Origin of the sequence: Chthonobacter albigriseus (assembly GCF_013839445.1) — a bacterium.
GTDB lineage: Bacteria > Pseudomonadota > Alphaproteobacteria > Rhizobiales > Pleomorphomonadaceae > Chthonobacter > Chthonobacter albigriseus.
In genome coordinates this window covers 46,592-71,955 of the sequence record NZ_JACDIT010000010.1, presented here as the reverse complement: position 1 = coordinate 71,955, position 25,364 = coordinate 46,592, and the positions used below count along the sequence as shown (strand labels likewise).

Sequence of the window (25,364 nt, the reverse complement as noted above, 5' to 3'; positions counted from 1 at the left end):
CCCGGAGCGGAGGCGGCTCTGCCGGAAAACGCGGCGCCCGGCTTGCCGTGGTCAATCCAGCGGGGGAAACACGCCCGTGTTCTTGATCGTCCCGTAGACGAAGCTGCTGTCGATCGAACTGATGCCGCCGATGGAATGAACCCGGTTGCGGATGAAGTCCTCGTAGTCGTCGAGCCCCGCGACCATGACCCGCAGCAGATAGTCGGCCGGACCGGTCATCAGATGACATTCCAGGACCTGCTCGAGCGCACGGACGCGGGTTTCGAAGTGGCGGACGGTTTCGGCACCATGGTTCTCGAGACGGATCCGGATGAACACCGTGACCGGCAGCCCGTAGGCGCGGGCGTCCACCATCGCGCGATAGCCCTGGATGGCACCGCTTTCCTCCAGGAGGCGGATGCGCCGCAGGCAGGGCGAGGGAGACAGGTTCACCTCCGCCGCGATCTCCAGGTTCGTTGCGCGCGCGTTGCGCTGCAGGGCGCGGAGAATTTGACGATCCTTGGCATCCATATTCCCTCTCCTTGGCATTTAATGCCACCAACGAAGATGATTGCAGCATGAAAAGCAATCAACTGCGCCGACGGCAAGCGCAGGATGGCGGCAGCTCTCAGGAGGACTGCCATGGAAGATCGACCCCGAAGCCTCGCCACGCGCGCCATTCATCACGGCTACGACGCACGGCTGCATCAGGGTGCCCTGAACCCGCCGCTCTTTCTGTCGTCCACCTTCAGTTTCCCGACGGCGGAGGCCGGCGGCGCGATGTTCGCGGGCGAGGTGGAGGGACATTTCTACAGCCGGATCTCCAATCCGACGCTCGAATACCTGGAAAGGCGGATCGCCGATCTGGAAGGAGCCGAAGCGGGACTCTGCGCCGCATCGGGCATGGGGGCGATCACGGCGACGCTTTGGTCCTTCCTGGAGGCGGGCGACGAGGTGATCCTCGACAAGACGCTCTACGGCTGCACCTTCGCATTCCTGACCCACGGCCTCCCACGCTTCGGCGTCCGGGTGCGGCCGGTGGATCTGTCCGATCCGTCGAACCTCGCCGAGGCGATCGGCCCGAAGACGCGGATCGTTTACTTCGAAACGCCCGCCAACCCCAACAATCGCCTCGTCGACATCGCCGCCGTGGCCGAGATCGCCCACCGGCACGGGGCCAGGGTCGTCGTCGACAACACCTATGCGACGCCGGTCCTGACCCGCCCGATCGAGCACGGCGCCGACATCGTGGTGCATTCGGCCACGAAATTCCTCAGCGGACACGGCGACGTGGTGGCTGGGCTGATCGTCGGCACCGCCGACGACATCGCCCGCATCCGGCTGGTCGGGATCAAGGACATGACCGGCGCAGTGATGTCGCCGTTCAGCGCCATGCTGATCCTGCGGGGGCTGAAGACGCTCGACCTGCGGGTCCAGCGGCATTCGGCTTCGGCACTGATCGTCGCGCATGCGCTGGAGCAGCATCCCGCGGTGAAATGCGTGCACTACCCGGGTCTGGCGAGCTTTCCGCAGTCCGGTCTCGCGCGGCGGCAGATGTCCGGTTTCGGAGGGATGATCCCCTTCGAGGTGGTGGGCGGCAAGGCCGGCGGTATCGCCATGATGAACCGGCTCGGTCTCATCCAGCGGGCCGTGAGCCTCGGGGACGCCGAAAGCCTGATCCAGCATCCGGCGAGCATGACCCATTCGACCTACACGCCCGAGGAGCGCGCCACCCACGGCATCGCCGAAGGCTTGGTGCGGCTGTCCGTCGGGCTGGAAGGGGTCGAGGACATTCTCGACGACCTGATGCGGGCGCTGGCCGCGCACAATGCCTGAAGGCCTGGCGCGCCGTCGCCGGCCCGGAGATGCCCTTCGGGGCGGTCCGATCCGGCGATCACCGGGGCGGAGCATCGGACCGGCGTCACCGGCAGAGGCAACGCCGACCGGTGCCGCTCGTACAAGGGGCCCGGCGGTCCGGGGTGGCCGCCGGATCGCCGGGCACCGGGCTTTCAGGCTTGCGCCGTCACGGCCGGTCGACCCAAGCCCGGATTGCCGCCGTGTAGCCGGCGGGATCCTGCAGCATGGCGAAATGGCTGACGCCCTTCAGGGTCAGCAGTTTGGCACCCGGGATGGCAGCGGCGATGGCGGCGGAATGTTCGGCCAGGATCGCCTCGTCGTGCTCGCCCTGGACCACGAGGGTCGGAACGGTCACCGACTTCAGCAATTCCAGCCCATCGGGCTTGTCGGCGAACCACATCTTCGAGATTGCGCCGACGAAGGCTTCGAACCCGTCCGGGGTCGGCGACAGGCGCGCGTAGTCGGTTGCCATCATGCCGATGTAGCTGCCGAAGACCGCATCGCTCTCCACCGACGGATCGACGCCGGCGAGCGTGACATTGCCGGCATGGGCAAACAGGCTGGACAGTCGGCCGGGCGCGGTCTTGGCGACCTCGTAGCCGATGTTCGCGCCATCCGACCATCCCACCAGATCGACGCGGTCGATGTCGAGACTGTCCAGCAGAGCCAGATAATCCTTCGCCAGGAGTTCGATCGAGTAGTCGCTGCCGTCGTTGGTCGAACGGCCGTGGCCGCGGGTGTCGGCGACGATGACCCGGTGATCCCTGGAGAGATCCGCCACCTGGTTCGCCCACAGGTCGGCGTGCCCCAGCCCGCCGTGGATCAGCAGCACCGGGGTGCCGCCGGCGTCGCCATAGGTCGCATAGTACATCGAGATGCCGTTCACCTGCGCCATGCCGCTGGAGGACGCGGCCGGCATGGCGGGCGGCGCCGGGATCGAGAGCCACGCCTCCTCGGCGGAGGCGATGGTCGCAGATCCGAGGATCATAGCGGCCGCAAGGAACTTCAACATGTCGTACCTCTTCTGTGGCAGGAACCTTGCCTCTTTTGCGGATGCGGAGGCGGGACTAGGATAGGTCGGGAAAACCGCCCCCCGTTAGCGGGCTTGCGAAGGGTCGTCCGATGAAGAGCCCGGCGGAAAATCGCGTGCTGTCAAACGGATGCCTGCCAGGTCATCTGCTTTGCGCAAACCCCGCGGTGATCCTGGATGCCCAGTACGAGGACTTCGACCAGCAGGCGGAAAGGCTTGTCGGGTTCGATCAGACCTACCTGCAACTGACGCCGGGGCCGTTTCGCGGGCGTTTCGTCTCGTGCTTTCTCGGACCCGGACTGTCCCTGCATCTGGAACAGAGCACCCAGGCACTCGAGCAATCGATCGCCTGTGCCAGGGACGCCTATGCCGTCAGCGTCGCGGTCAGCGACGGGGTTCCGTTCCGACTGAACGGTGTCGATTTCGGACCGGATGGCGTGATGATCGCCTCGCCGGGCGCCGCGCTTCACCTGCGCAGCCCCCCGAACGGCGCCATTCTGGCGATCGTGATCGAACGGGGCGAGATGGAGCGGGCGGCCGGTCCGACGAGCATCGTGTCGGAGTGGTTCTCGGCGATGCACGGAGGCGTGCGCCTGCTGAGGGCCCCGCAGCTTTCCCGCCGGATCCGCGAAGACGCGGTGCAGGCCCTGCAGGCGGTGCATTTCCGCGGCGAGGACTCGGTGGAGCCCTGGTCGATCGGTCGGGATCTCCTGACGGGCCTGGTGTCCAAGCTGTCGCTGGAACTCGTCGGGCGGACCGAATTCCAGAACAGGCCGGTGCCGCCGTCCTTCGACCGGTTCGTTGCGCTGCGCACGGTGATCCATGAGAAGTGGGACGATATCCGCAGCATGGACGACCTGCTGGCCGCTTCGGGAGTGGGCGGGCGCCGGGTCGTCGAAACCAGCTTCTCCGATCAGGTCGAGATCGGACCACTCACCTATCATCGCGTCCTGCGGCTGCACCTCGCCCGCAAGGCGCTGCGCGATTCCCGGCAGTTCGGCACCTCGATCGGTGACATCGCCGCGCGCCACGAGTTCTGGAACTGGAGCCAGTTCTCCACCCAGTATCAGGCGTTGTTCGGCGAGCGGCCGTCGGAAACCCGGCTGAAGGCGGGCTACGGGGCGCGATCACACCGGTGAGGGGCGACGGCGGCGGATGAGACGGGACGCCCGGCCAGCCGGCGTCAGACGGGAATTCTCGCCGGAGCGCAGACCTTTTCCCGTAGTCGGACGAGAACGAGCCAGTTTCGAAGGCAATGCAGCGCGCGCGAGCGTCAGTGCTCCGACTGTTTTCAACCATTCAGGAAACAACGGCCGCCTCTTCGTCGCGGGTGGCTGCTGGTCCTGGTCGCAGACACCGATGATGATCGCCTTGCCGGCCGCCTTCACGGCGAACGACTATCTGTCGCTTCCCTCGTATGGATGCAGCCCGTGAAGTGCCTCGTCGCCTTCGTCCAGCTCGCGCCAAAGCTGGGCGGGGATCCCTACGGCTTTGAAGATTCGAGTGGCAAACCGGGCTTCGCATAACCTGCATGGCGGAGGAAAGTCGGGTCGCGACCGTAGTTGCCCAGCTTGCATTTTAAATCGCGCTGCTGACGGCCTGCCGGCTTACAGTTCAGCGGTGACGTGGAGAACCCGGCCGGCGATGACCAATCATCTTGCCCCTCTCTGCAGCGTTCTGCCCGCGTCGTGGGCGATTCAGTGCGAAAGCAGGACCGGCAGGCGAAGGTCAGCGAATACCTCGGCGGTTGCACCTCCGAGGATGAAATCGCGCAGGCGAGAATGACCAAAGCCGCCCATGGCCAGAAGGGATGCGCCGGCCTTTAGAGCCTCGTCCTGCAAGACCTCGCCAATCGGGCGCCCGCGCAGATCAATTTCCGCAGGCTGGGCCACGAAACCCCTGTTCTCCAGACAAGTTGCCAGGGTGCCGGCGATAGCACGCCCAGTCAGCGGCTTCTCGTCCTTGACGGTCAGCACCGTGATGCGGCCACCGTCTCGCAGCAGTGCGAGCGCATCTCCAAGGGCGCGAGATGCAACCCGGCTACCGTCCCAGGCGACGGCAAGGTGGTCGATTTTCTCTGCCTGTGCAGACGGCGGCACCAGGATAGCGGGTCGGCCGGAGCCGAACACGACGGCTTCCGCCATATCCCGGGTTGACTGACTTTCTCTGGACCACGGGAGCAGCGAAAGGTCGAAGTAGCGTGCTTCTTGAGCTGCGGCGTCGAGTGCGGCACCGAGCACGAGCGTACGCTCCGATAGCGTCAGTCCCTCCGGTGCTCCCACCGCCCGCGCGATATCCCCGAGGCGGCGGCAGTCGTCGCGGCTGTGCTCCTCGGCGGCACGAACCATTCCGGGAACGTCCAGCATCAGCCCGGCGAGGGGCGACGTGATCTTCGGGATGTCCACCGCAAACGTGGTGACGTGCAAGGCAACACCCAGAGGTACTGCGAACCCCACGGTCGCTCTTAGCGCGTCTTCGGCGACGGCTTCCGGATAGCTGTTCAAGGGCAGGTAGGCGATGCGTCTGACGGGCATTCCATCTCCTTTCAGCAGATACGCTTCGGATGAGCTTCATCGTCTCTGTATGATCAAGACATATCCGACAGACGTCGGGTTTGATCTGGATCAACCAAACTTCGACATCCTTCGCTATTCTGCGCCAAAGGTCAGACGGGCAGTAAAACGATGCCGCAGGATGCATATCAGACCGTGAAAGACGTGGCGGATCGGCTGAAGGTTGCAGAGGCCACGGTGCGCCATTGGATCCGATCAGGCGAGTTGCGGGCCATCGACATCGGCAAGGGCTGGCGGATCGCGGATTCCGATCTCCGAGGTTTTCTCCTGCGGCACGAGACTGCCCCACGGCCGATGGCGGGAACCGATCAGACGATCGACCCCTGAGCGGGCCGAGGTCTCAACCTAGCCCTCCGGCGCACTGCAGTTCCCAGCAGCTGCAGGACAGCCGAACTGTTGGGCTTGACGGACCCCTGGCCAGATCAAAAAAGGAGTGGACATGAACCGACCCGCCGATCTTCGCGCGGCCCGCATCCATGCCCTCCCCGCCGACGCGTGCCTGACCGAGCTTGCTTCGAGCGAGATTGGCCTTAGCGGGGCAGAGGCAGAACGCCGGCTGGCCCACCATGGGCCGAACCGCCTGCCCCAGGAGCGGCCACGTGGGCCTCTGGGACGGTTCATCGCCCAATTCCATAACGTGTTGATCTATGTCCTGATCGGCGCGGCCGTGGTGACGGCGGCCCTGCAACATTGGGTCGATACCGGGGTGATTCTGGCCGTGGTATTGGCCAACGCCGTGATCGGTTTCATCCAGGAGGGCAAGGCGGAAGCGGCGATGGCCGCGATCCGCAGCATGCTGGCGCCGCGCGCCGCCGTCCTTCGAGGGTTCCGAGGCCGCCAAAGAAGCCGCTGACATCGTGCTGTCCGATGACAACTTCGCCAGCATAGCGGCGGCCGTCTGCGAAGGGCGTACCGTCTACGACAATCTGAAGAAGGTCATCAGTTGGACCCTGCCCACCAATGCAGGTGAAGCGATCGTGGTTGTCATCGCACTCATCGCGGGGCTTGCGCTACCGCTCACTCCCCTGATGATCTTATGGGTGAACCTGATAACGGCAGTCACTCTTGGGATTGCTCTCGCGTTCGAGCCGACCGAGGCCGGAACGATGGCCCGTCCACCACGTCGCCGCGACGCGCCGCTGTTGTCCGATGAACTCGTCTGGCACGTTGTACTGGTTGCGCTGCTGTTCCTGGCTGCCGTATTCGGAGTGTTCACCTACGCGATCGACAAGGGCTATTCGCTGCCACTCGCGCAGACCATGGCCATGAACTCGCTCGTGGTTCTCGAGATCTTCCACCTGTTCTTCATCCGCAACATTCACGGTACTTCGCTGACCTGGAAGGCGGTGCGCGGCACCAAGGTGGTCTGGGCCGTGGTGGTCGCCATAACGCTCGCTCAGTTCGGCGTCACGTACCTGCCGCCTTTGCAGCAGGTGTTGGGAACGCGGTCTGTGCCGCTCATGGACGGTTTACTGATCGTCGCGGTCGGCGCGGCGTTTTTCTGCCTCATCGAGATCGAAAAGCAGATCAGGCTTGGGCTGAACGGGCGCAGGGCGGCCCGGGCTCTGGGTTAGGCGGGGCGGTCACGTACAAGGCCGGCGGTCTTCCCAGCTTTGAGCCCTGACCGATCCTCCGCGTAGTCAATAGCGCCCTATGTGGCCAAAAATCACTCCCACTCGATCGTCCCCGGCGGCTTGCTCGTCACGTCGTAGACGACCCTATTCACCCCCCTCACCTCGTTGATGATGCGCGTGGCGGCGCGGCCGAGGAAGGCCATGTCGAAGGGGTAGAAGTCGGCGGTCATGCCGTCGACGGAGGTGACGGCGCGGAGCGCCAGGACGAAGTCGTAGGTACGGTAGTCGCCCATGACGCCGACGGTCTGCACCGGCAGGAGCACGGCGAAGGCCTGCCAGATGGTGTCGTAGAGGCCCGCCTTGCGGATTTCGTCGAGATAGATGGCGTCGGCCTTCCGGAGGATGTCTAGCTTCTCGCGGGTGATGCCGCCGGGGCAGCGGATGGCGAGGCCTGGGCCGGGGAAGGGATGGCGACCGATGAAGCTCTCGGGCAGGCCGAGCTCGCGGCCGAGGGCGCGGACCTCGTCCTTGAAGAGCTCGCGCAGCGGCTCCACCAGCTTCATGTTCATGCGCTCGGGCAAGCCACCGACGTTGTGGTGGCTTTTAATCGTCACCGAGGGGCCGCCGGAGAAGGAGACGCTCTCGATCACGTCGGGATAGAGCGTGCCCTGGGCGAGGAAGGCGAGCGGGCCGCGGCCGTCCTCGGCGATGCGGTGCGCCTCCCGTTCGAACACCTCGATGAAGAGGCGGCCGATGGTCTTGCGCTTCACCTCGGGATCGACCACGCCGGCGAGTTCGGTCAGGAAGAGCTCGGAGGCGTCCACGTGGACGAGCGGGATGTTGTAGTGGTCGCGGAACATGCCGACCACCTGCTCGCTCTCGCCGAGCCGCATCAGGCCGTGGTCGACGTAGACGCAGGTCAGCTGGTCGCCGATCGCCTCGTGGATCAGCACGGCCGCCACCGATGAGTCGACGCCGCCGGAAAGGCCGCAGAGCACGCGGCCACCGCCCACCTGCTGGCGGATCTTGGCGATCATCTCGGCGCGATAGGCGGCCATGGTCCAGTCGGACTTGAGGCCGACGATGCGGTGGACGAAGTTGGAAAGCAGCCTGGCGCCGTCGGGCGTGTGCACCACCTCGGGGTGGAACATGGTGGTGTAGTAGCGGCGCTTCTCGTCGACTGCGATGGCGAAGGGCGCGTTCTCGGAGGTGGCAACGACCTCGAATCCGTCGGGCAGTCGCGTCACGCGGTCGCCGTGGCTCATCCAGACGGGATAGCGTCCGCCGACCTCCCAGAGGCCCTCGAAGAGCGGGCTCGCCCGCTTGATCTCCACGTCGGCGCGGCCGAACTCGGCGGCATGTCCGCCCTCTACGGTGCCGCCGAGCTGGACGCAGAGCGTCTGCTGGCCGTAGCAGATGCCGAGGATGGGCACGCCGCTGTCGAACACCTCCTGCGGCGCGCGCGGGCTGGCCTCCGCCGTGACGGACGCCGGGCCGCCGGAAAAGATCACGCCCTTCGGCTTCAGCTTCAGGAAGGCTTCGCGGGCGTGCTGGAACGGGTGGATCTCGCAATAGACCCCTGCCTCGCGCACGCGCCGGGCGATCAGCTGAGTCACCTGGCTGCCGAAATCGATGATGAGCAGGGAATCGTGGGCGGTCATGGGAATGGGGCACCCCTCGTGCGGACGAAGCGGCGGGCGCCGCGCGAACCTTGGAATGCCGAGATGCGATAAGCCGTGACGGCGCGCGGGGCAAGGGAAAACAACGCGGCGGCCGGCATCGCCGGCCTGGGCTGCAGCCCGTCCCGGCGCAAGCGCGGCAGCCGGGATCCGTGTCGGCCCGCAGCTTGCGTCTGGCCTCACGGAGGGCTAGTCAGGCCTTCGTCGATTGCCGTCCTGTTTCATTTTCGATCACCTCGGGCTTTGCGGAGCGCTTCATGCTGCGACAGATGTACGGTTGGACCATGTCGCTGGCCGCCGGGCGGCATGCGCCGCGCGCGCTCGGGATCGTCTCGTTCGCAGAAAGCTCGTTCTTCCCGATCCCGCCCGACGTGATGCTGGTGCCGATGGTGCTGGCCAAGCCGGAGAAGGCCTACGCCTATGCCGCGCTCTGCACAGCGGCATCCGTGGTGGGCGGCATCCTCGGCTACCTGATCGGCGTGATGCTGTTCGATTCGCTCGGCCAATGGCTGATCGCGGCCTACGGCCTCGGCGACGACCTTGGTTCGTTCCAGAGCGCCTATGCCAAGTGGGGCGCCTGGATCATCCTCATCAAGGGGCTGACGCCGATCCCCTACAAGCTGGTGACGATCGCATCGGGGTTCGCACACTACAACTTCGGGCTCTTCGTCGTGCTCAGCGTCATCACGCGCGGCGCGCGGTTCTTCCTGGTGGCGGCGCTGCTCCGGCGCTACGGCGAGCCGATCCGGGATTTCATCGAGAACCGGCTGGAATGGGTGATGCTCGGCCTGGCGGTGGTGATCGTCGGCGGTTTCGTGGTGGTCCGCTACATCTGATCGGCAGGTGGACGCAGAGCGTTCGCCCTGCCCTCACTTTCGAAACGCCTCGTTGGCGTGCTTCAGCATGTCCCCGCCCATGGCCTTGTCCTCGCCCATCCAGCCGACGAGCCGGGCGGACTTCACGTCCATGCCCATGATGTTGGCGCCTGTCACATCGGCACCCTGAAAGTCGGCGCCGGCTGCTTCCAGCTGCATCATGTTGGCGCCGGTGAGCCGGGCATCGCGGAACTTGGCGAACTCGGCGGCCACGCGGGACAGGTTCGCGCCCGAAAGATCGGCGCCGGTGAGATTGGCGGAGTTCAGCACCGCGCGCATCATCCCCATCGACTGGTTCTTCATGTCGGCCGAGAGATCCGCGCCGGATAGGTTCGCGCCCTTCAGGCTGGCACGCGACAGGTCGGCCGTGAGGCGGGAGCCGGAGAGGTTCGCACCGTCCGCCCTGACGTCCATCATCTGTGCCTGGAACAGGCTGGTACCGGCGAGGTCCGCGCCCGAGAGGTCGGCCTTGATCATCCAGGCCTGGTCGAACCGGGCGCCGGCGAGACTGGCATCCCTGAGGCTGGTGCCGTTCAGCTTGGCTGCGGTGAACAGGGCGCCGGTCAGGTCGAGGCCGGAGAGGTCCAGGCCGTTGAGCCGGCGGGCGCTGAAATCGGCCGGTTGGTCGGCCGTTGCCGCCTTGGCAAGGGCTTCCACCTCGGCGCGAGTGAACTCAGCCGTCGTCATGTCCGGAGACGACATGTCGAGGTACCTGGTCATGTCCTGCGCCTTGGTGGCGGCGGACGGAACGATCAGTGCGGCAGCGACGCACGCGACCACGAGAGTTGGCAGGTTCCGCATGGGAAATTTTCCTCCGGATGTGATCCCACCACGGAGTTCGGCCGGAGGATACCGCGTATTTCACCCCTGACGAGGAAGTGAAGACGGAAGCGGAAGCTCCTCAGCCCTGCCGGTTCAGCACGGCGCAGAAGAAGCCGTCGGTGCCGGTGGTGGCCGGGGTGAGGCGAAGGGCGGTGCCGCCGTCGTCACCGAGGCTGAGGACGGTGAGAGGATCGGCGACCGTGCCCGTCACGGCCCGCCATGCAGCGGCGGTGTCGCCGAGCCGAAAGTCCGGATGGGCGGCAAGGAAGGCGGCCACCTGGTCCTCATTCTCCTCCGGAAGCACCGAGCAGGTGACGTAGACGAGCCTTCCGCCGGGTCGGACCAGCCGCGCTCCGTCGGCGAGCACGGACGCCTGTTCCCGCTGGCGGGTCTCCAGGGCGCCCGGAGCGAGCCGCCATTTGGCGTCCGGCCGGCGGCGCCAGGTCCCGGACCCGGTGCAAGGCGCATCCACCAGCACCACGTCGATCCGGCCGGCGAGATCGGCGAGCACGTCGCCGCGCTTGGGCTCGCGGATCTGGATGTTGCGGGCGCCGGAGCGGGCGATCCGCTCCAGGATGTCGCCGAAGCGGCGGCGGTCGCTGTCGTAGGCGTAGATCTGGCCCTTGTTGTCCATAGCGGCGGCAAGCGCGAGCGCCTTGCCGCCCGCACCGGCGCAGAAGTCCACGGCCTGCTCGCCCGGGCGGGCGAGCGCCATCAGGGCGGCGAGTTGGCTGCCCTCGTCCTGGATCTCGAACCAGCCCTTCTTGTAGGACAGCTCGGAGGCCACGTGCGGCGGCTTCTCGTCAGCGGCGCCGGAGGGCACGCGGACGCCGAAGGGCGAGTGTCGGCACGGGCGGGCGTCGAGATGGTCGAGCGACTTCAGCACGGTGTCGCGGTCGCTCTTCAACGGATTGACGCGGAGGTCCACGTCGGCCCGGCCGGCAAGCGCAGCGCCCTCTTCCACGAAGCGGTCGCCGAAGGCGCGGCGAAGCGACCCCTCCAGCCATTCCGGCACGTCCGCGGCTTGCCAGAGCGGCGTGCCTTCGGGGAGCACCGGCGCGACCAGCCCGGCCCGTTCCGCGTCGGTCAGCGGCTCGGGCGCGTGGCGGTCTTCGGCAAGGGTGGCGTCGAGCTGCTCGATGCTGCGGCCCCAGAGCCGGACATAGGCAGCGAGCGCGAGGGCGCGCGGCGAGTCGCTACCCATCCGGGCGGCCAGGGAGGCACGGCAGCGCAGGGCGTCGAACACGAGGTTGCCGATGGCGCTGCGGTCGCGGGAGCCGGCGAAGCGGTGAGCAAGTCCCCAGTCCTTCAGCGCGTCCTGCACGGGCCGGCGCGTCCGGTCTACATCGCCCAATACTTCGATCGCCGCAGCGATCCTGCCGCCGTCTCTCATGACGCCTGTCCTCGGTTGACCCGTTCAACTGCCGTGAATAGGCGAGCCGGCCACCGAGGGCAAGCGCCATGCCCGGTTCTCAGCGCTTCAGGCGGCGGCGCCGAGGGCCGCGAGGGTGTGAAAGGCGATCAGCGCGGTCATCGCGATCAGCGCGGCGTACCCCACCAGGAAGATCCGGAACCGGTGCGGAACGAAGTTGGTGGTGGTGTGGACGACGGTGTGGGCGACCCGCGAGGCCACGTAGACCCAGGCCAGCACGGCGAACAGCACGGTCGCGGCGTTGAGGACCAGGGCGAGGATGCCGAGCGCGTAGAACAGCGTCGGCGTCTCGAACTGGTTGTTCATGTTGTTGGAGAGAGCGCGCACATCGTCCGGCCAGCCCTCCTGCGAGAGCTTGACGTTGCCCTTGACGCGCTTGTCGCGGAAGGCGCGGAAGCGCGCCTTCGCGCTCCGCCACATGGTGAGATAGGTCCACACCATCTGGGCGACCATGGCGAGGACGATGGCGGCTGCGGCGACGGTCATCAGACCGAGCCCGGGTAGTTCGGGCTTTCGCGGGTGATGGTGACGTCGTGGGCGTGGCTCTCGCGCATGCCGGCCGGCGAGATCCGGATGAAGCGGGATTTCGTCTGCAGTTCGTCGATGGTCTGGGCGCCGACGTAGCCCATGGCAGCCCGGATGCCGCCGACGAGCTGGTGGAGGACCGAGGCGAGCGGGCCCTTGTAGGGGACCTGACCCTCGATGCCCTCCGGCACGAGCTTGAGAGCGTCGCGGACCTCGGCCTGGAAGTAGCGGTCGGCGGAACCGCGGGCCATGGCGCCCACCGATCCCATGCCGCGGTAGGCCTTGTAGCTGCGGCCCTGGTGCAGATAGACCTCGCCCGGGCTCTCCTCCGTGCCGGCGAAGAGCGAGCCGATCATCACCGCGGACGCGCCGGCCGCGAGGGCCTTGGCGACGTCGCCGGAGAAACGGATGCCGCCGTCGGCGATGACCGGGACGTTGGCCTCGCGCGCGGCCTCCACGCTCTCCAGGATGGCGGTGAGCTGCGGGACGCCGACGCCCGCGACGATGCGGGTGGTGCAGATCGAGCCGGGGCCGATGCCGACCTTGACCGCATCCGCACCGGCGTCAATCAGCGCCTTGGTGCCGTCGCCGGTGGCGACGTTGCCGGCGATGACCTGGACGCGGTTGGACAGCTTCTTGACCTTGGTGACCGCCTGCAGGACGCGCTCGGAGTGGCCGTGCGCGGTGTCTACGACGAGAAGGTCGACGCCTGCGTCGATCAGCATCTGCGAGCGCTCGAAGCCCTGGTCTCCGACGGTGGTGGCGGCGGCGACGCGCAGGCGGCCCTGTTCGTCCTTGGCGGCGTTGGGATGAAGGCGGGCCTTCTCGATGTCCTTCACGGTGATCAGGCCGACGCAGTGGAAGCTCTCGTCCACCACCAGCAGCTTCTCGATGCGGTGGCTGTGGAGGAGCCGCTTGGCCTCCTCCTGGCTGACGCCTTCGCGGACGGTGACGAGGTTCTCGCGCGTCATCAGCTCATAGACACGCTGGTTCGGGTCGGAGGCGAAGCGGACGTCGCGGTTGGTGAGGATGCCGACGAGGCGGCCGGTAACGCGGCCGCCCTCCCCGGCATTCTCCACCACGGGGATGCCGGAGATGTTGTTGGCGCGCATCAGGTCGAGCGCTTCCTTCAAAGTCGCCTGCGGACCGATGACGACCGGGTTCACCACCATGCCGCTCTCGAACTTCTTGACCTGCCGGACCTGCTCGGCCTGGACGGCGGGCTCCAGGTTGCGGTGGATGACGCCGATGCCGCCGGCCTGCGCCATGGCAATGGCCAGCCGCGCTTCGGTGACGGTGTCCATCGCGGACGAGAGGATCGGAATGTTGAGCTCGATGCCGCGCGTCAGGCGGGTGCGGACGTCCGTTTCGGACGGCAGGACCTCGGAATGCCCCGGCTTCAGGAGGACGTCGTCGAAGGTGAGCGCGAGCTGCCCGCCGTGGACGGGGTCGAAGAAGACTGCCATGACCAACTCCTGAAATCAGCGGGGCGCGAGGAAAATGAAAAGACCCGCCAGCGGGCCGGGATACGACTCGCCGAGGGTTTCCTGACACCGATGAAGTTGGCGGCGGTATCTAACACGGGTGTGGCGAGGTGGGAAGAGCCCCGAGATGTTGAGGTGTGGGCGGACGTGGATGCGGGCCCCGGTTGGCATGACGACATGTGAAATGCGTGGGTGGTCCGCCTGCGCGGACCATGACGGCCGAGAGGTATAAAGCAGACGGCATGGGTAGCGGCGGGAGGAAGACGATGCGACTCGCGTCGAGCCGCTTATCGCACTGGCTCACCCCCTACCCCGTCATGGTCCGCGCAGGCGGACCACCCACGACTGTGCGGATGCCGCGAGAGGTGGCGACCGTCACGTTGAACGGAGCTGTTGCGCCGTCCGCCAGAGGTGCCAGGGCTTGAGGAAGCCGGGGATATCGGCGATCGCGCCGAAGGGCGGCGTCCGCTCCAGCGACTTCAGGTAGGGCTCCACGAGCCCCAGGGCGACGTAGGCAGGCCGGGCGCGTGGATCGGCCGTGACGACGGCGCGCAGGGCGCGGTCCCTGTGATGGCGTGTGTGCTCGCGCATTTCCGCCAGGGCGGCCCGGACGGGCTGGTCGGCCTTATCGGACCCGGCCCCGGCATCTCGGATCATCGCCGGGCTTGCGCCGTGGCGCTTCAGGATGTCCTCGGGGATGAAGACCTGGCCGCGGCGGGCGTGGATCGGCAGCGCGCGCATCAGTCCCGTCATCGCCCAGGCCACCCCGGCATGGCCGGAGGCGTCGGCCGCGCGCGGGTCCTCGCCTTCGCAGAGGATCATCGCCGCGGCCTGGAACAGGGCCGAGACGGTCTCGCCGGCGTAGCCCTCCAGGTCGAGAAGCGAGGGCATGGGATCGTCGTAGAGGTCGAAGGTGCGGGCGTCGATCAGGTCCACCAGCGGCTTCTTCGGCAGCAGGAAGCGGCGGATGGTGTCGAGGAGCGCGGCGGCGACGGGGTGCCCCTGCACGTCGCCGCGGGCGTCGCCGGTCAGCACGTCGCGCCACCACTGCAAGCGGATCTCGCCGGGCATCGGCTCGCGGATCACATCGCGGATGCGCGCGACTTCGCCGGAGAAGGCGACGAGGGCGAGCACGTGCCGGCGCTTGTCGGCGGGAATGAACAGGCTGGCGAGCCAGCGGTCGCGGTCGGTGTCCCGCACCAGGGCCTCGGCGCGGCGGTAGGCGTCGTCGATGGCGCCTTCGTCGGCCATGGCGTCAGCCGACGGCCAGCAGCGCGGCGGCGACCGCGCGGTTCTCGCCGAGCATGATGTTGTAGGTGCGCACGGCCGAGCCGGTCGACATCACGTCGCCGCGGATGCCGCGTTCGCGCAGCGCGTAGCGCAGCGCCTCCGGCATCGGCACGAGGTCGGTGCCGGAGCCGATCAGCAGCACTTCGAAGTCGCCGGCCTCGGCCAGCGCCTTGGCCAGCGAGTCCACCGAAATGTCCGCCGGTGTTTCGGCAGGCCAGCCATGGATGCCGGACGGCAGGCAGAGAATCGAGCCGCGGTGGCTCATCTCGGCGAAGCGGAAGCCGCCGTTGCCATAGGCGCTGACCGGCGCCCGCCCGGGGAAGTGCTGCTCCCGCATGACGATGCCGTGGGTTCCGCGGGGCTCGAACAGCTTGGACATGGCAATCCTCTCGAACCTCGGACCGGAAGCGGGGCGGACCGGTCGAACCGCCCTCCCCTCCTCAAGCGGTCTTGGCGGCCGCCGGTTCCTCGCCCTCGGGTGCGGCCGACTTGTCGCCGGCCAGCTGCGGGTCGAGGAAGATCAGAACCGGAGCGGCGATGAAGATCGACGAGTAGGTGCCGACCACGACGCCGAACAACATGGCGAAGGTGAAGGAGCGGATGACCTCGCCGCCGAAGATGTAGAGCGACAGGAGCGCAATCAAGGTCGTGGCGGCGGTCAGCGTGGTGCGCGACAGCGTCTGGTTGATCGCCAGGTCGAGCATGGTGACGAGGTGCATGCGCTTGTACTTGCGCCGCATCTCGCGGATGCGGTCGTAGACCACCACGGTATCGTTCAGCGAATAGCCGATGATGGTCAGGATGGCTGCGATGGTGGAGAGATTGAACTCCAGCTGCAGCACGGCGAACAGGCCGATCGTCAGCACGATGTCGTGCAGCGTGGCGATGACCGCGCCGACGGAGTACTGCCATTCGAAGCGGAACCAGACGTAGACCATTATGGCGCCGAGCGCGAGCAGCACGCCCACGATGCCGTTCTGGGCGAGTTCGCCGGACACGCGCGGGCCGACCACCTCGACGCGGCGGTAGTCGATGTCGGTGCCGAGAGCCGCCTGGACCTTGCCGACGACGGCCTGCTGGGCCTCGTCGCCGCCTTCCTGGCGCACGATGCGGATCAGGACGGTGTCCGCCTCGCCGAACTCCTGGACCTGGACTTCGCCGAGGCCGAGGTTGTTCAGCTTCTCGCGGATCTCCGACAGGTTGGCCGGGCCGCTCTTGGTGGCGATCTCCATCAGGGTGCCGCCCTGGAAATCGATGCCGGTGTTCATGCCGAAGGCCAGGTAGGCCACGAAGCAGAGCACGGACAGGATGCCCGAGAACGGGAAGGAATACTTCCGCCACCGCATGAACGGGATGCGGGTGTCGTCGGGGAACAGGCGCAGGAGCCGCATGGGGGTGTCCTCTCGTCCGGCCGGAGCGTCAGATCGGCACGACCGTCGGGCGACGGCGGCGGACCCAGTATGCGATCAGCAGCCGGGTGAAGGTGATGGCGGTGAACATGGTGGTGATGATGCCGACCGTCAGCGTGACGGCGAAGCCCTTCACCGGGCCGGAGCCGAGCTGGAAGAGCACGCCGGCGGCGATCAGCGTCGTGATGTTGGCGTCCAGGATGGTGCCGAAGGCACGCTGGAAGCCGGCGTCGATGGCATTGATCGGCGAGCGGCCGAGCCGCTGTTCCTCGCGGATGCGTTCGTAGATCAGCACGTTGCTGTCCACGGCCATGCCGAGGGTGAGCACGATGCCGGCGATGCCCGGAAGCGTCAGCGTCGCCTGCAGCAGCGTCAGCACAGCGAAGATCATCACGATGTTGACGATGAGGGCGATGTTGGCGAAGAGGCCGAACAGGCCATAGACCGCGAACATGAACAGAGCGACGGCGATTGCGCCGATGACAGAGGCACGCTCACCCGCGGCGATCGAGTCGGCGCCGAGACCGGGGCCGACGGTGCGCTCTTCGATAACCGACAGGCGCGCCGGAAGCGCGCCGGCGCGAAGCAGCACGGCGAGATCGTTGGCGCTCTGGACGGAGAAGCTGCCGGAGATCTGGCCCTGGCCGCCGGTGATCGGCTCGCGGATGACCGGGGCGGAGATGATCTTGTTGTCGAGCACGATCGCGAAGGGACGGCCGACGTTCTCGGTCGTCACCGAGGCGAACTTGCGCGATCCGCCGGTGGAGAGGCGGAAGGAGACGACCGGTTCGTTGGTCTGCGAGGCAAACGAGGCCTGGGCGTCGACGAGGTCCTCCCCGGAGAGCAGCGGGGCCTCCTCCACCACGTAGGGGCGCGGGTTGGCGTCGTCGAGCGATTCAAGCAGCAGCGAGCCGGGCGCGATGCGGCCGGCCTGGGCCTCGGCGATGTCGGCGTTGACGTCGACGAGGTGGAAGGTGAGCTGCGCGGTCTGGCCGATGATGTTCTTGAGGCGAGCCGGATCCTTCTCGCCGGGCGCCTCGACCAGGATGCGCTCGGCGCCCTGGCGCTGGATCGACGGCTCGGTCGTGCCGAGTTCGTCGACGCGGCGGCGGATCACCTCGATGGACTGGTCGACCACGGTGGCCAGGCGCTGACCCAATCCGGCATCGGTGAAGGTCATGCGCAGGAGACCGTCGGCCTGCTGCTCGAACTGGAACTCGGTGACGCCGGTGCCGCCGATCAGACCCTGGTTCAGGGGATTGACCAGCCCCTGCAGGCGGGTCGCCGCGTCGGCCACCCGGTCGGCATCGCGAATGCGGAGCTGGACGGTTTCTCCGGTGACGCCGAGGCCCGTGTAGCCGATGCGCGGATCCTGGCGCATGGCGTTGCGGATGTCGTTTTCCAGAGTCTTCAGACGCTTGGCCTTGTAGTCCGCGGTGTCGACCTCATAGAGCAGGTAGACGCCGCCCTGCAGGTCGAGGCCGAGCACGATCTGCCGGCCGGGTAGCCAGCCGGGCCAGCTGTCCCTCAGGCGCTCGGCGCTGAGGAAGTTCGGCACCAGCACCAGCAGGCTCAGCACGATGACGCCGAGGATGGCCGTCACTTTCCAGCGGGAAAAATATAGCATCGGGACTCTGTAACCTCTTCAAGCCGGGCATCGACCGCGAGACAGGCCGGCGCTCGGCCGCCGCATCCGCATGCCGGCGATCAGGCGCCGTCCTTGACCGGTTCGCCCTTGGTGCGCAGTTCGGCGACGAAGGCGCGCGCGACGCGGACCTTGGTGCCGCCCGTCGACTCGCCGACCTCCAGCACCATCTCGTTGTCGTCCACCACCTTCGAGATCTTGCCGATCAGGCCGCCGGTCATCACCACCGTATCGCCGCGGCGCAGGTTCTTCAGCATCTCCTTGTGCTCGGCCGCCCGCTTCTGCTGGGGGCGGATGAGAAGGAAGTACATGATCACGAAGATCAGGATGAAAGGCATGAACTGGATCAGAAAGCCGGTCGTGCCCATCGGATCACCGGCGGCAGCTTGCGCGAAGGCGGGGGTCACGAACATGCGGAGGGCTCCTTCAAGCGGGTATCGGCGGGCGCGCCGGCGTCGGGGGCGACCATGAACGGGGAAAGGGGCGACCGGAGCCGCGCCGTTCCCCCGATAGGCAAAAGCGCGCGGACTATAGCGATAGCCCCACGCTTTGCAAACGGAGTGTTAGGCATCGGCAACGGCCGGCGGGCTGCCTTGCGCAGGCGCCTTGCGCGCCGCGCTTACCGGGCTTCGTTTGCCTCGCGCGGGAGCGTCGGATAAGTCATGGCCGACAGTCCTTTACGCGAGACACACCCGTGACCGCCGATCCGATCGCCACCTTGAACGCCCACCTGGAGAAGCTCGTCGCGCTCCTGGAGCGGAGCGCGCCGCCGCTCCCCTCGCCGCCGCCTTTCGACGCCGCCGACGCCTTCGTCTGGCACGCCGCCGGCCGATCGCTGCAGCCGGTCGCCCGGGTCAACCGGGTGGAGATGGCGCTCCTGCGCGGGATCGACCGCAGCCGGGACATCCTGGCGGAGAACACCGAGCGCTTCGCCCGCGGCCTGCCGGCCAACAACGCCCTGCTGTGGGGCGCGCGCGGCATGGGCAAGTCGTCGCTGGTCAAGGCCGCGCATGCCGAAGTGAACAGGACGCTCGCCGGAGAAGGCTTCACGCCGCTGAAGCTCGTCGAGATCCACCGGGAGGATATCGAATCCCTGCCGGAGCTGATGGCGCTGGTCCGGCCGGCGCCCTACCGCTTCATCCTCTTCTGCGACGACCTCTCCTTCGACCACGACGATACCTCCTACAAGTCGCTGAAGGCGGTTCTGGAGGGCGGCATCGAGGGGCGTCCGGACAACGTGATCTTCTACGCCACGTCGAACCGCCGGCATCTGCTGCCGCGGGACATGATGGAGAACGAGCGCTCCACCGCCATCAATCCGCACGAGGCGGTGGAGGAGAAGGTGTCGCTGTCGGATCGGTTCGGTTTGTGGATCGGCTTCCACAAGTGCAGCCAGGACGACTATCTCCAGATGGTCGACGGCTACGTCGCGCGGCACGGGATCAGCGTGGACCCGGAGCGCCTGCGCGCGGAAGCGCTGGAATGGGCGACCACGCGCGGCAGCCGGTCAGGCCGCGTGGCATGGCAGTTCGTCCAGGATCTCGCGGGAAGGCTCGGCGTCCGGCTGGACTGACCTGCCGTCGGGCCCCGTGGTTTCCGCTCGCCCCGAGAGCTGCGGCCCCCTGCTCCCGTGGGCGCAGCTTTCGCGACGGGCCACCCATCGAGACGATCCGAAGTCCGGGACGACCGGGCGATCGCCGCCACCAGCACAGTCGCAAAGCCAATCGGCCCGTCCGCGGGTGCGGACGGGTCGATCCTGGCAGTGATAGCGGGTGGGAGCCGCGACCCCGTTCACCCCTGCAGGTGGGGGATTGGATCGACTGGGCGGTTGCCGTTGCGGATCTCGAAGTGGAGCTGCGGCCGGGTGACGTTGCCGGTGGCGCCGACCTTGCCGAGCGTCTGGCCGCGCATCACCGCATCGCCGCGCTTGACGAGGATCTCGCTGGCGTGGGCGTAGGCGGAGACGAAGCCGTTGGGATGCTTGACCAGGACGAGGTTGCCGTAGCCCTTCAGCTCGTTGCCGGCGTAGATCACCGTGCCACCCTCGGCCGCCTTGATCGGCGTGCCTTCGGGGACCTCGATGTTGAGGCCGTCGTTGCGCTCGCCGTTGGCCTTGGTGCCGAAGCCGGAGATCACCCGGCCGCGGACCGGCCAGCGGAATGTGCCGGTGGCGGCGGCGGCGACCTGGGTGCCGACCGGCTTGTTGACCTGCGGCTGGGCAGCGGCCGGCGGCGTCGGCTCGAGCGAGGCGACCTGGGTCTGCTGCGCCACCGGCTGCTGCACGGGCGCCTGGGCGACCGGTTGAGTCGTCGGTTGTGCCAGCGGCTGGGCGGCCTGAGCCGGCAGCGTCATCTGCGGCTTGGCGACCGGCGCCGCGGGATTGGCGTCGGTCATCGTGCCGGTCTGCAGCGAGGCGACGCGCGTGTTGCCGGCGCCCGCACCCGGGATGGAAAGCTTCTGGCCGATCTTGATCGGCGCGTTGGGGTCGATGCCGTTGGCGGCGGCGAGTTCGCGCGAACGCATGCCGTGGGCGTTGGCGATCTTGCCGAGGCTGTCACCCGGCTTGACCACGTAGACGCCTCCCGGTCCCGCGGCCATCGCGGTCTGGGCAGGCGCCTGGGCAGCGGGCTTGGCCGCGACGGCCTGACTGCTTCCGCCGTAGCTGTAGGACGGGATGATCAGCTGCTGGCCGGGCTGGACGGCGGCGTTGGCCGTCAAGCCGTTGGCCTGGAGGATGGCGGTTTCCGGAACCCCGAAGCGGCGCGCGACGGTTTGCACCGTCTCGCCCGGGCGGATCACGACGGGCGTACCACCTTCCGCACTCCAGCCAGCCGCGCGCGCCGCCGTCTGGGCCATCGGCTGGACCTGGGCGGGCGACGGAGGCAGCGTGGCGAGCGACGTCGGCTGCTGGAAGCCGGGCTGGCCGCCCACCGCCGGACGCACATACGGGGCGTTCGACACCACGGCGCCGGGTGCCGGCGGCAGCGTGTTGGAGGTCACGGCCGGGGTGCCGTAGCCGGTGCCGGTCGAAACCATGGTCGGCTGCACCGATCCGGTGACGTCTCCGGCGGGAACCGGCACCTGGGCCATCGTCTGCTGGCGATTGTCGGGCGCCTCGAACAGGCTGCCGAAACGGGTCACATCCGAACTGCAGCCCGCCATCGCGCTGGACAGAAGTCCCACGACGGCAACCTGGGCAAGCAATCGGTTCTTTGAAAAAATGGCAGGGTGACGCATGTCTGAAGTCCCGCTGTGACCACTCTGAAACTGCGGTGATTAAAGCGCGGTAACGTTGACAAACACTTAAGACGGACGATCGAAAGCGCCGGTTAGTGCCGTTTTTCAAGCACCAAACCAGCGTCCGGGACGCCCCGGTGACGGCTAGAGGCGGGCGGCGAGCCCTTCGACCAGCGGCGTGAATCGCACCGGTCCGAGTTCCGTGCGGTGGAACAGCCGTCCGTCGCGGACGACTCGCACCAGCGTCTGCTCCGGCCCCGTCCCGACCGGCGCCACCAGGAGCCCGCGATCGGCAAGTTGGTCGAGCACCGGATGGGGGATTCGGCTGACCGCCCCGTCGAGGAGAATGCGGTCGTAGGGCGCATGGCGCGGGTAGCCGTCGAAGCCGTCGGCGTGGAACGCCTGCACGTTGGGCACCTTCAGCAGCGCGAAACGGTCGGCGGCGAGGTCGGTCAGCGTGCGGAAGCGTTCGAGTGTGACGACCGCGGCGGCGAGCCGGGCGAGCAGCACCGTCTGGTAGCCGGAGCCGGTGCCGATCTCCAGCAGCTTGTGCTCCGGTTTCAGATCCAGCGCCGCGACGAGCATGGCCGTCGTGGAGGGCGGGCTGATCGTCTGGCCGCACTCGATCGGCAGCGCCCGGTCGGCATAGGCGCTCGCTTGGTAGGCGGCCGCCAGGAAGATCCGGCGCGGCACGGCGGCGATGGCGGCCAGGATCCGTTCGTCCGTGACGCCCTGCTCCGCGACGCGTCGAGCCAGCTTCTCGGCACCGGCGCGGTCGCTGTCTGCGGGCTTCATCACGACGTCGTCTCTCAGAACAGGGCGGAAAGACGAGCGAGCCCCGAATCGTCCGTCATGTCCAGCCGCAGCGGCGTTATGGATACGCGGCCCTGGGCGATGGCGTGGTTGTCGGTGCCGGGAACCAGTGCGTTGTCCGCGCGGGCGTAGGCCAGCCAGTAGTAGGGCTTGCGGCGGCTATCGAGGCGCGCCTCGGCCTTCAGACCGTGGGTGGAGGTGCCCTGGCGGGTCACCTCGACGCCGGCGATGCGGTCCGGCGCGCGGTCGGGGAAGTTGATGTTGACGAGCGTCGCCTTGGGGATGCCGCCGGCGACAACCTTGCGGATCAGATCCGGCGCAAGGGCCTCGGCGGTGCCGAAGGGGATCTCGCCGCCGTCAGCCCAGGAATAGGCCTGGCTGAGCGCGATCGACGGGATGCCGAGCAGCGTGCCTTCGATCGCAGCGGCGACGGTTCCGGAATAGGTGACGTCGTCGGCCATGTTCGCGCCGGCGTTGACGCCGGAGAGCACGAGGTCCGGCGGCTCCGGCATCAGTTCCTTGACCGCCATGATGACGCAATCGGTCGGCGTCCCGCGGACGGCGAAGCGGCGGCCGTCGATGTCGCGGACGCGCAGCGGGTCGTGCAAGGTGAGCGAATGGGCGAGCCCGGACTGGTCGGTCTCCGGCGCGACCACCCAGACGTCGTCGGTCAGGGCGTGAGCGATGCTTTCCAGGGCCACGAGGCCGGGAGCGTTGATGCCGTCGTCGTTGGTGATCAGGATGCGCATGCCGGACCCGCTGGAATGAGAGCGTGGAACAGGAATCGAGCCGGGCGCCCTGGATTTTCGGGGCGGCGGCAAGCGGAGACGATCGGGCGGTCAGGCCCGCTCGATCGCCTTCAGCCCACCCATATAGGGCTGCAGCACCTCGGGAACGCCGATCGAGCCGTCTTCGTTCTGATAGGTCTCCATCACGGCGATCAGCGCGCGGCCGACGGCCACGCCCGACCCGTTGAGGGTGTGGACGAAACGCGTGCCCTTGGCCTCGCCCGCCGGGCGGTATCGCGCGTTCATGCGGCGGCCCTGGAAGTCGCCGCACACTGAGCAGGACGAGATCTCGCGGTAGGTGTTCTGGCCGGGAAGCCAGACCTCGATGTCGTAGGTCTTGGCGCTGCCGAAACCCATGTCGCCGGTGCAGAGCGTGACGACGCGGTAGCTGAGACCGAGCCGCTTCAGCACCGTCTCCGCGCAGGTGAGCATGCGCTCGTGCTCGTCGCGCGAGGTCTCGGCCGAGGTGATCGAGACGAGCTCGACCTTGTTGAACTGGTGCTGCCGCAGCATGCCACGCGTGTCGCGGCCGGCCGAACCGGCCTCCGACCGGAAGCAGGGCGTCAGCGCCGTCATGCGGATCGGCAGGTCCTTCTCGTCCAGGATCTCCTCGCGGACGAGATTGGTCAGCGGCACTTCAGCAGTCGGTATGAGCCAGCGGCGGCTGATCGAAGCAGCGAATTCATTGAAACGTCGCGTACCTTCAGGAGTGTACAAATCCCGGCCATCGCTGGTTCTGATAAAGTAGTCGTGTGCCAGCGGATCGGCCTTGAGGCTCGCCATGAAGCGCTTCTCAGCTTCTACGGTATCGGCTTCTGAAAGCGGTGCTGACGCACCAAACAAATCTGCCTCGAACTTCGGCAACTGGCCGGTGCCGTACATGATCTCGTCGCGCACCATGAGCGGCGGCTGGACTTCGGTGTAGCCGTGCTCGGTGGTGTGCAGGTCGAGCATGAACTGTCCGAGAGCGCGCTCCATGCGAGCGAGTGCGCCCTTGACCACCGTGAAGCGGGCGCCGGCAAGCTTGGCGGCGCGCTCGAAGTCGAACAGGCCAAGGCCTTCGCCAAGGTCGAAGTGCTCCTTCGCCCAGTTGATCCGGCGGGGCTCGCCGTGGGTGCGGTAGAGGACGTTGTCCTTCTCGTCGCGGCCCTCCGGCACTTCGTGGAGCGGGACGTTCGGGATGACCGACAGGGCGTAGTTCAAGGCCGAGTCGAGGTCGCGCTCCTTGGCCTCGCCGTCCTGGATGAAGCTCTTGAGATGCGCGACCTCGGCCATCAGCTCCGCGGCCCGCGCCTCGTCCTTGGCGGCCTTGGCCTTGCCGATCTCCTTGGAGGCGGCGTTGCGGCGCTCCTGAGCGTCCTGCAGCGCCTTCAGGTGGGCGCGGCGCGCGTCGTCCCTGGCGATGACGTCGTCGACCGTCGCGCGGGCCGTCTCCTCGGCCTGCCCACGGCGCATCAGCGCGCGGACGAGAGCCTCGGGCTCCTCGCGGATCCATTTGATGTCGAGCATTGGAACACGATCCCCGGCGCGGGGGCGACGGCAGGACCCGGCGCCCGACCGTCAGGAGCCGATGGGAGCCTGCCGCGCCTCGTCGCGCTTCTTCATGAGTCTCACCGCAATGATGGAGACTTCGTAGAGAAGCATGGTCGGGACCGCAAGGAGGATCTGGCTGAGCGGATCGGGCGGCGTCAGCACCGCGGCCGCCACGAAGGCGAGCACGATGGCGTAGCGCCGCTTGTCCTTCAGGCCCTGCTCGGTGATGACACCAGTGCGGGCGAGCAACGTCAGGACCACCGGAAGCTGGAAGGTGATGCCGAAGGCGAAGATCATGGTCATGATCAGGCCGAGGTATTCGGACACCCGCGGCAGCAGCGAGATCGCCGCCCTGCCCTCGCCCCCCTCCTGCTGCATCGACAGGAAGAAGTGCATCATGGTGGGCATGACGAAGAAGTAGACCAGCATCGCGCCGAGGAAGAACAGGATCGGCGTCGCGATCAGGAACGGCAGGAAAGCGTGGCGTTCGTGCTTGTAGAGGCCGGGCGCGACGAACATGTAGATCTGCGTCGCGATCACCGGGAAGGCGATGAACAGCGCGCCGAAGATCGCCAGCTTGATCTGGGTGAAGAAATACTCCTGCGGCGCCGTGTAGATCAGCTCCACCGCCTGGTTGGCACCGGCGGCGGCCTCGTAGGGGCCGACCAGGATGTTGAAGATGGTCGTCGCGAAATAGAAACAGATGATGAAGCAGACCAGGATCGCCAGCAGCGACTTGATCAGCCGCGAGCGCAGCTCGATCAGGTGATCGAGCAGCGGCGCCTTGGAAGCCTCGATCTCGTCTTCGTCGCGCTGGAT

The 25,364-nt window shown here is 67.3% G+C and carries 25 protein-coding genes; 7 read left to right on the top strand and 18 right to left on the bottom strand.

Annotation, left to right across the window (positions count from 1 at the left end; translation table 11 throughout):
• Positions 1 to 51: 51 nt before the first annotated feature.
• Positions 52 to 510, bottom strand: coding sequence for an Lrp/AsnC family transcriptional regulator (locus HZ321_RS19560; protein WP_181704090.1), 459 nt, complete (start codon positions 508 to 510; stop codon positions 52 to 54).
• Between the two features lie 111 nt (positions 511 to 621).
• Here HZ321_RS19560 and HZ321_RS19555 point away from each other — a divergent pair, with 111 nt between their 5' ends.
• Positions 622 to 1,815, top strand: coding sequence for a methionine gamma-lyase (locus HZ321_RS19555; RefSeq protein ID WP_181704089.1), 1,194 nt, complete (start codon positions 622 to 624; stop codon positions 1,813 to 1,815).
• Between the two features lie 187 nt (positions 1,816 to 2,002).
• Here HZ321_RS19555 and HZ321_RS19550 read toward each other — a convergent pair whose 3' ends face one another.
• A complete protein-coding gene (locus HZ321_RS19550) occupies positions 2,003 to 2,848 on the bottom strand; it encodes an alpha/beta fold hydrolase (protein WP_181704088.1) in 846 nt (281 codons plus the stop codon).
• Positions 2,849 to 2,982: 134 nt separating this feature from the next.
• Between HZ321_RS19550 and HZ321_RS19545 the strand changes: the two genes are divergently transcribed.
• Entirely contained in the window at positions 2,983 to 4,005 is a 1,023-nt protein-coding gene (locus HZ321_RS19545; RefSeq protein WP_181704087.1) for a helix-turn-helix domain-containing protein, read from the top strand.
• 558 nt (positions 4,006 to 4,563) lie between these two features.
• On the opposite strand, the gene HZ321_RS19540 is transcribed toward HZ321_RS19545, so the two are convergent.
• Positions 4,564 to 5,400, bottom strand: coding sequence for a universal stress protein (locus HZ321_RS19540; RefSeq protein WP_181704086.1), 837 nt, complete (start codon positions 5,398 to 5,400; stop codon positions 4,564 to 4,566).
• A gap of 174 nt (positions 5,401 to 5,574) precedes the next feature.
• On the opposite strand from HZ321_RS19540, the gene HZ321_RS19535 reads away from it, so the two are divergent.
• From HZ321_RS19535 to HZ321_RS19525, 3 genes are all read left to right on the top strand, one after another.
• On the top strand, positions 5,575 to 5,766 hold the full coding sequence (locus HZ321_RS19535; RefSeq protein WP_206682809.1) for a helix-turn-helix domain-containing protein: 192 nt from the start codon (positions 5,575 to 5,577) through the stop codon (positions 5,764 to 5,766).
• 112 nt (positions 5,767 to 5,878) lie between these two features.
• On the top strand, positions 5,879 to 6,292 hold the full coding sequence (locus tag HZ321_RS19530) for a cation-transporting P-type ATPase (RefSeq protein ID WP_181704084.1): 414 nt from the start codon (positions 5,879 to 5,881) through the stop codon (positions 6,290 to 6,292).
• 4 nt (positions 6,293 to 6,296) lie between these two features.
• On the top strand, positions 6,297 to 7,013 hold the full coding sequence (locus tag HZ321_RS19525; RefSeq protein WP_342343883.1) for a cation transporting ATPase C-terminal domain-containing protein: 717 nt from the start codon (positions 6,297 to 6,299) through the stop codon (positions 7,011 to 7,013).
• Positions 7,014 to 7,105: 92 nt separating this feature from the next.
• Here HZ321_RS19525 and guaA read toward each other — a convergent pair whose 3' ends face one another.
• A complete protein-coding gene (guaA, locus tag HZ321_RS19520; protein WP_181704083.1) occupies positions 7,106 to 8,674 on the bottom strand; it encodes a glutamine-hydrolyzing GMP synthase in 1,569 nt (522 codons plus the stop codon).
• A 275-nt stretch (positions 8,675 to 8,949) separates the two neighbouring features.
• Between guaA and HZ321_RS19515 the strand changes: the two genes are divergently transcribed.
• The gene (locus tag HZ321_RS19515; RefSeq protein WP_181704082.1) at positions 8,950 to 9,528 is read left to right on the top strand and encodes a YqaA family protein; all 579 of its coding nucleotides are present in this window, start codon (positions 8,950 to 8,952) and stop codon (positions 9,526 to 9,528) included.
• Between the two features lie 33 nt (positions 9,529 to 9,561).
• On the opposite strand, the gene HZ321_RS19510 is transcribed toward HZ321_RS19515, so the two are convergent.
• The 9 genes from HZ321_RS19510 to yajC form a co-directional block, all read right to left on the bottom strand.
• Positions 9,562 to 10,368, bottom strand: coding sequence for a pentapeptide repeat-containing protein (locus HZ321_RS19510; RefSeq protein ID WP_181704081.1), 807 nt, complete (start codon positions 10,366 to 10,368; stop codon positions 9,562 to 9,564).
• 100 nt (positions 10,369 to 10,468) lie between these two features.
• Positions 10,469 to 11,782, bottom strand: coding sequence for an RsmB/NOP family class I SAM-dependent RNA methyltransferase (locus HZ321_RS19505; protein ID WP_181704080.1), 1,314 nt, complete (start codon positions 11,780 to 11,782; stop codon positions 10,469 to 10,471).
• Between the two features lie 87 nt (positions 11,783 to 11,869).
• The gene (locus HZ321_RS19500) at positions 11,870 to 12,307 is read right to left on the bottom strand and encodes an MAPEG family protein (RefSeq protein WP_181704079.1); all 438 of its coding nucleotides are present in this window, start codon (positions 12,305 to 12,307) and stop codon (positions 11,870 to 11,872) included.
• Positions 12,307 to 13,812 carry an IMP dehydrogenase gene (gene guaB, locus HZ321_RS19495; protein ID WP_181704078.1) on the bottom strand — a complete coding sequence of 502 codons (1,506 nt, stop codon included), beginning with the start codon at positions 13,810 to 13,812 and terminating at the stop codon, positions 12,307 to 12,309. Before guaB ends, HZ321_RS19500 begins: the two co-directional genes overlap by 1 nt.
• Positions 13,813 to 14,205: 393 nt before the next feature.
• Positions 14,206 to 15,081, bottom strand: a complete 876-nt coding sequence (locus HZ321_RS19490) for a phytoene/squalene synthase family protein (protein WP_181704077.1) — start codon at positions 15,079 to 15,081, stop codon at positions 14,206 to 14,208.
• Between the two features lie 4 nt (positions 15,082 to 15,085).
• A complete protein-coding gene (locus HZ321_RS19485) occupies positions 15,086 to 15,499 on the bottom strand; it encodes an Mth938-like domain-containing protein (RefSeq protein ID WP_181704076.1) in 414 nt (137 codons plus the stop codon).
• 61 nt (positions 15,500 to 15,560) lie between these two features.
• Positions 15,561 to 16,511: a protein translocase subunit SecF gene (gene secF / locus HZ321_RS21745; protein ID WP_181704075.1), complete on the bottom strand. Its 951-nt coding sequence runs from the start codon at positions 16,509 to 16,511 to the stop codon at positions 15,561 to 15,563.
• A gap of 28 nt (positions 16,512 to 16,539) precedes the next feature.
• Positions 16,540 to 18,156 carry a protein translocase subunit SecD gene (gene secD / locus HZ321_RS21740; RefSeq protein WP_181704074.1) on the bottom strand — a complete coding sequence of 539 codons (1,617 nt, stop codon included), beginning with the start codon at positions 18,154 to 18,156 and terminating at the stop codon, positions 16,540 to 16,542.
• 80 nt (positions 18,157 to 18,236) lie between these two features.
• The gene (yajC, locus tag HZ321_RS19470; RefSeq protein ID WP_181704073.1) at positions 18,237 to 18,587 is read right to left on the bottom strand and encodes a preprotein translocase subunit YajC; all 351 of its coding nucleotides are present in this window, start codon (positions 18,585 to 18,587) and stop codon (positions 18,237 to 18,239) included.
• Between the two features lie 281 nt (positions 18,588 to 18,868).
• Between yajC and HZ321_RS19465 the strand changes: the two genes are divergently transcribed.
• A complete protein-coding gene (locus HZ321_RS19465) occupies positions 18,869 to 19,747 on the top strand; it encodes a DUF815 domain-containing protein (protein ID WP_181704072.1) in 879 nt (292 codons plus the stop codon).
• A gap of 218 nt (positions 19,748 to 19,965) precedes the next feature.
• Here HZ321_RS19465 and HZ321_RS19460 read toward each other — a convergent pair whose 3' ends face one another.
• The 5 genes from HZ321_RS19460 to tatC all read right to left on the bottom strand — a co-directional run bounded on the left by HZ321_RS19460 (position 19,966) and on the right by tatC (position 25,364).
• Positions 19,966 to 21,357: a peptidoglycan DD-metalloendopeptidase family protein gene (locus tag HZ321_RS19460; protein WP_342343882.1), complete on the bottom strand. Its 1,392-nt coding sequence runs from the start codon at positions 21,355 to 21,357 to the stop codon at positions 19,966 to 19,968.
• 198 nt (positions 21,358 to 21,555) lie between these two features.
• Entirely contained in the window at positions 21,556 to 22,206 is a 651-nt protein-coding gene (locus HZ321_RS19455; RefSeq protein ID WP_181704070.1) for a protein-L-isoaspartate(D-aspartate) O-methyltransferase, read from the bottom strand.
• Positions 22,207 to 22,220: 14 nt separating this feature from the next.
• Positions 22,221 to 22,973 carry a 5'/3'-nucleotidase SurE gene (gene surE, locus HZ321_RS19450; protein ID WP_181704069.1) on the bottom strand — a complete coding sequence of 251 codons (753 nt, stop codon included), beginning with the start codon at positions 22,971 to 22,973 and terminating at the stop codon, positions 22,221 to 22,223.
• 90 nt (positions 22,974 to 23,063) lie between these two features.
• A complete protein-coding gene (gene serS / locus HZ321_RS22045) occupies positions 23,064 to 24,521 on the bottom strand; it encodes a serine--tRNA ligase (RefSeq protein WP_181704068.1) in 1,458 nt (485 codons plus the stop codon).
• Positions 24,522 to 24,572: 51 nt separating this feature from the next.
• Positions 24,573 to 25,364, bottom strand: a complete 792-nt coding sequence (tatC, locus tag HZ321_RS19440) for a twin-arginine translocase subunit TatC (protein WP_181704148.1) — start codon at positions 25,362 to 25,364, stop codon at positions 24,573 to 24,575.

What these genes read in the sequence shown, in the direction of transcription:
- HZ321_RS19560 (WP_181704090.1), bottom strand. Translation starts at nt 510, where the DNA reads ATGGATGCCAAGGATCGTCAAATTCTCCGCGCCCTGCAGCGCAACGCG.
- HZ321_RS19555 (WP_181704089.1), top strand. Translation starts at nt 622, where the DNA reads ATGGAAGATCGACCCCGAAGCCTCGCCACGCGCGCCATTCATCACGGC.
- HZ321_RS19550 (WP_181704088.1), bottom strand. Translation starts at nt 2,848, where the DNA reads ATGTTGAAGTTCCTTGCGGCCGCTATGATCCTCGGATCTGCGACCATC.
- HZ321_RS19540 (WP_181704086.1), bottom strand. Translation starts at nt 5,400, where the DNA reads ATGCCCGTCAGACGCATCGCCTACCTGCCCTTGAACAGCTATCCGGAA.
- HZ321_RS19530 (WP_181704084.1), top strand. Translation starts at nt 5,879, where the DNA reads ATGAACCGACCCGCCGATCTTCGCGCGGCCCGCATCCATGCCCTCCCC.
- guaA (WP_181704083.1), bottom strand. Translation starts at nt 8,674, where the DNA reads ATGACCGCCCACGATTCCCTGCTCATCATCGATTTCGGCAGCCAGGTG.
- HZ321_RS19515 (WP_181704082.1), top strand. Translation starts at nt 8,950, where the DNA reads ATGCTGCGACAGATGTACGGTTGGACCATGTCGCTGGCCGCCGGGCGG.
- HZ321_RS19510 (WP_181704081.1), bottom strand. Translation starts at nt 10,368, where the DNA reads ATGCGGAACCTGCCAACTCTCGTGGTCGCGTGCGTCGCTGCCGCACTG.
- HZ321_RS19505 (WP_181704080.1), bottom strand. Translation starts at nt 11,782, where the DNA reads ATGAGAGACGGCGGCAGGATCGCTGCGGCGATCGAAGTATTGGGCGAT.
- HZ321_RS19500 (WP_181704079.1), bottom strand. Translation starts at nt 12,307, where the DNA reads ATGACCGTCGCCGCAGCCGCCATCGTCCTCGCCATGGTCGCCCAGATG.
- guaB (WP_181704078.1), bottom strand. Translation starts at nt 13,812, where the DNA reads ATGGCAGTCTTCTTCGACCCCGTCCACGGCGGGCAGCTCGCGCTCACC.
- HZ321_RS19490 (WP_181704077.1), bottom strand. Translation starts at nt 15,081, where the DNA reads ATGGCCGACGAAGGCGCCATCGACGACGCCTACCGCCGCGCCGAGGCC.
- HZ321_RS19485 (WP_181704076.1), bottom strand. Translation starts at nt 15,499, where the DNA reads ATGTCCAAGCTGTTCGAGCCCCGCGGAACCCACGGCATCGTCATGCGG.
- secF (WP_181704075.1), bottom strand. Translation starts at nt 16,511, where the DNA reads ATGCGGCTCCTGCGCCTGTTCCCCGACGACACCCGCATCCCGTTCATG.
- secD (WP_181704074.1), bottom strand. Translation starts at nt 18,156, where the DNA reads ATGCTATATTTTTCCCGCTGGAAAGTGACGGCCATCCTCGGCGTCATC.
- yajC (WP_181704073.1), bottom strand. Translation starts at nt 18,587, where the DNA reads ATGTTCGTGACCCCCGCCTTCGCGCAAGCTGCCGCCGGTGATCCGATG.
- HZ321_RS19455 (WP_181704070.1), bottom strand. Translation starts at nt 22,206, where the DNA reads ATGAAGCCCGCAGACAGCGACCGCGCCGGTGCCGAGAAGCTGGCTCGA.
- surE (WP_181704069.1), bottom strand. Translation starts at nt 22,973, where the DNA reads ATGCGCATCCTGATCACCAACGACGACGGCATCAACGCTCCCGGCCTC.
- serS (WP_181704068.1), bottom strand. Translation starts at nt 24,521, where the DNA reads ATGCTCGACATCAAATGGATCCGCGAGGAGCCCGAGGCTCTCGTCCGC.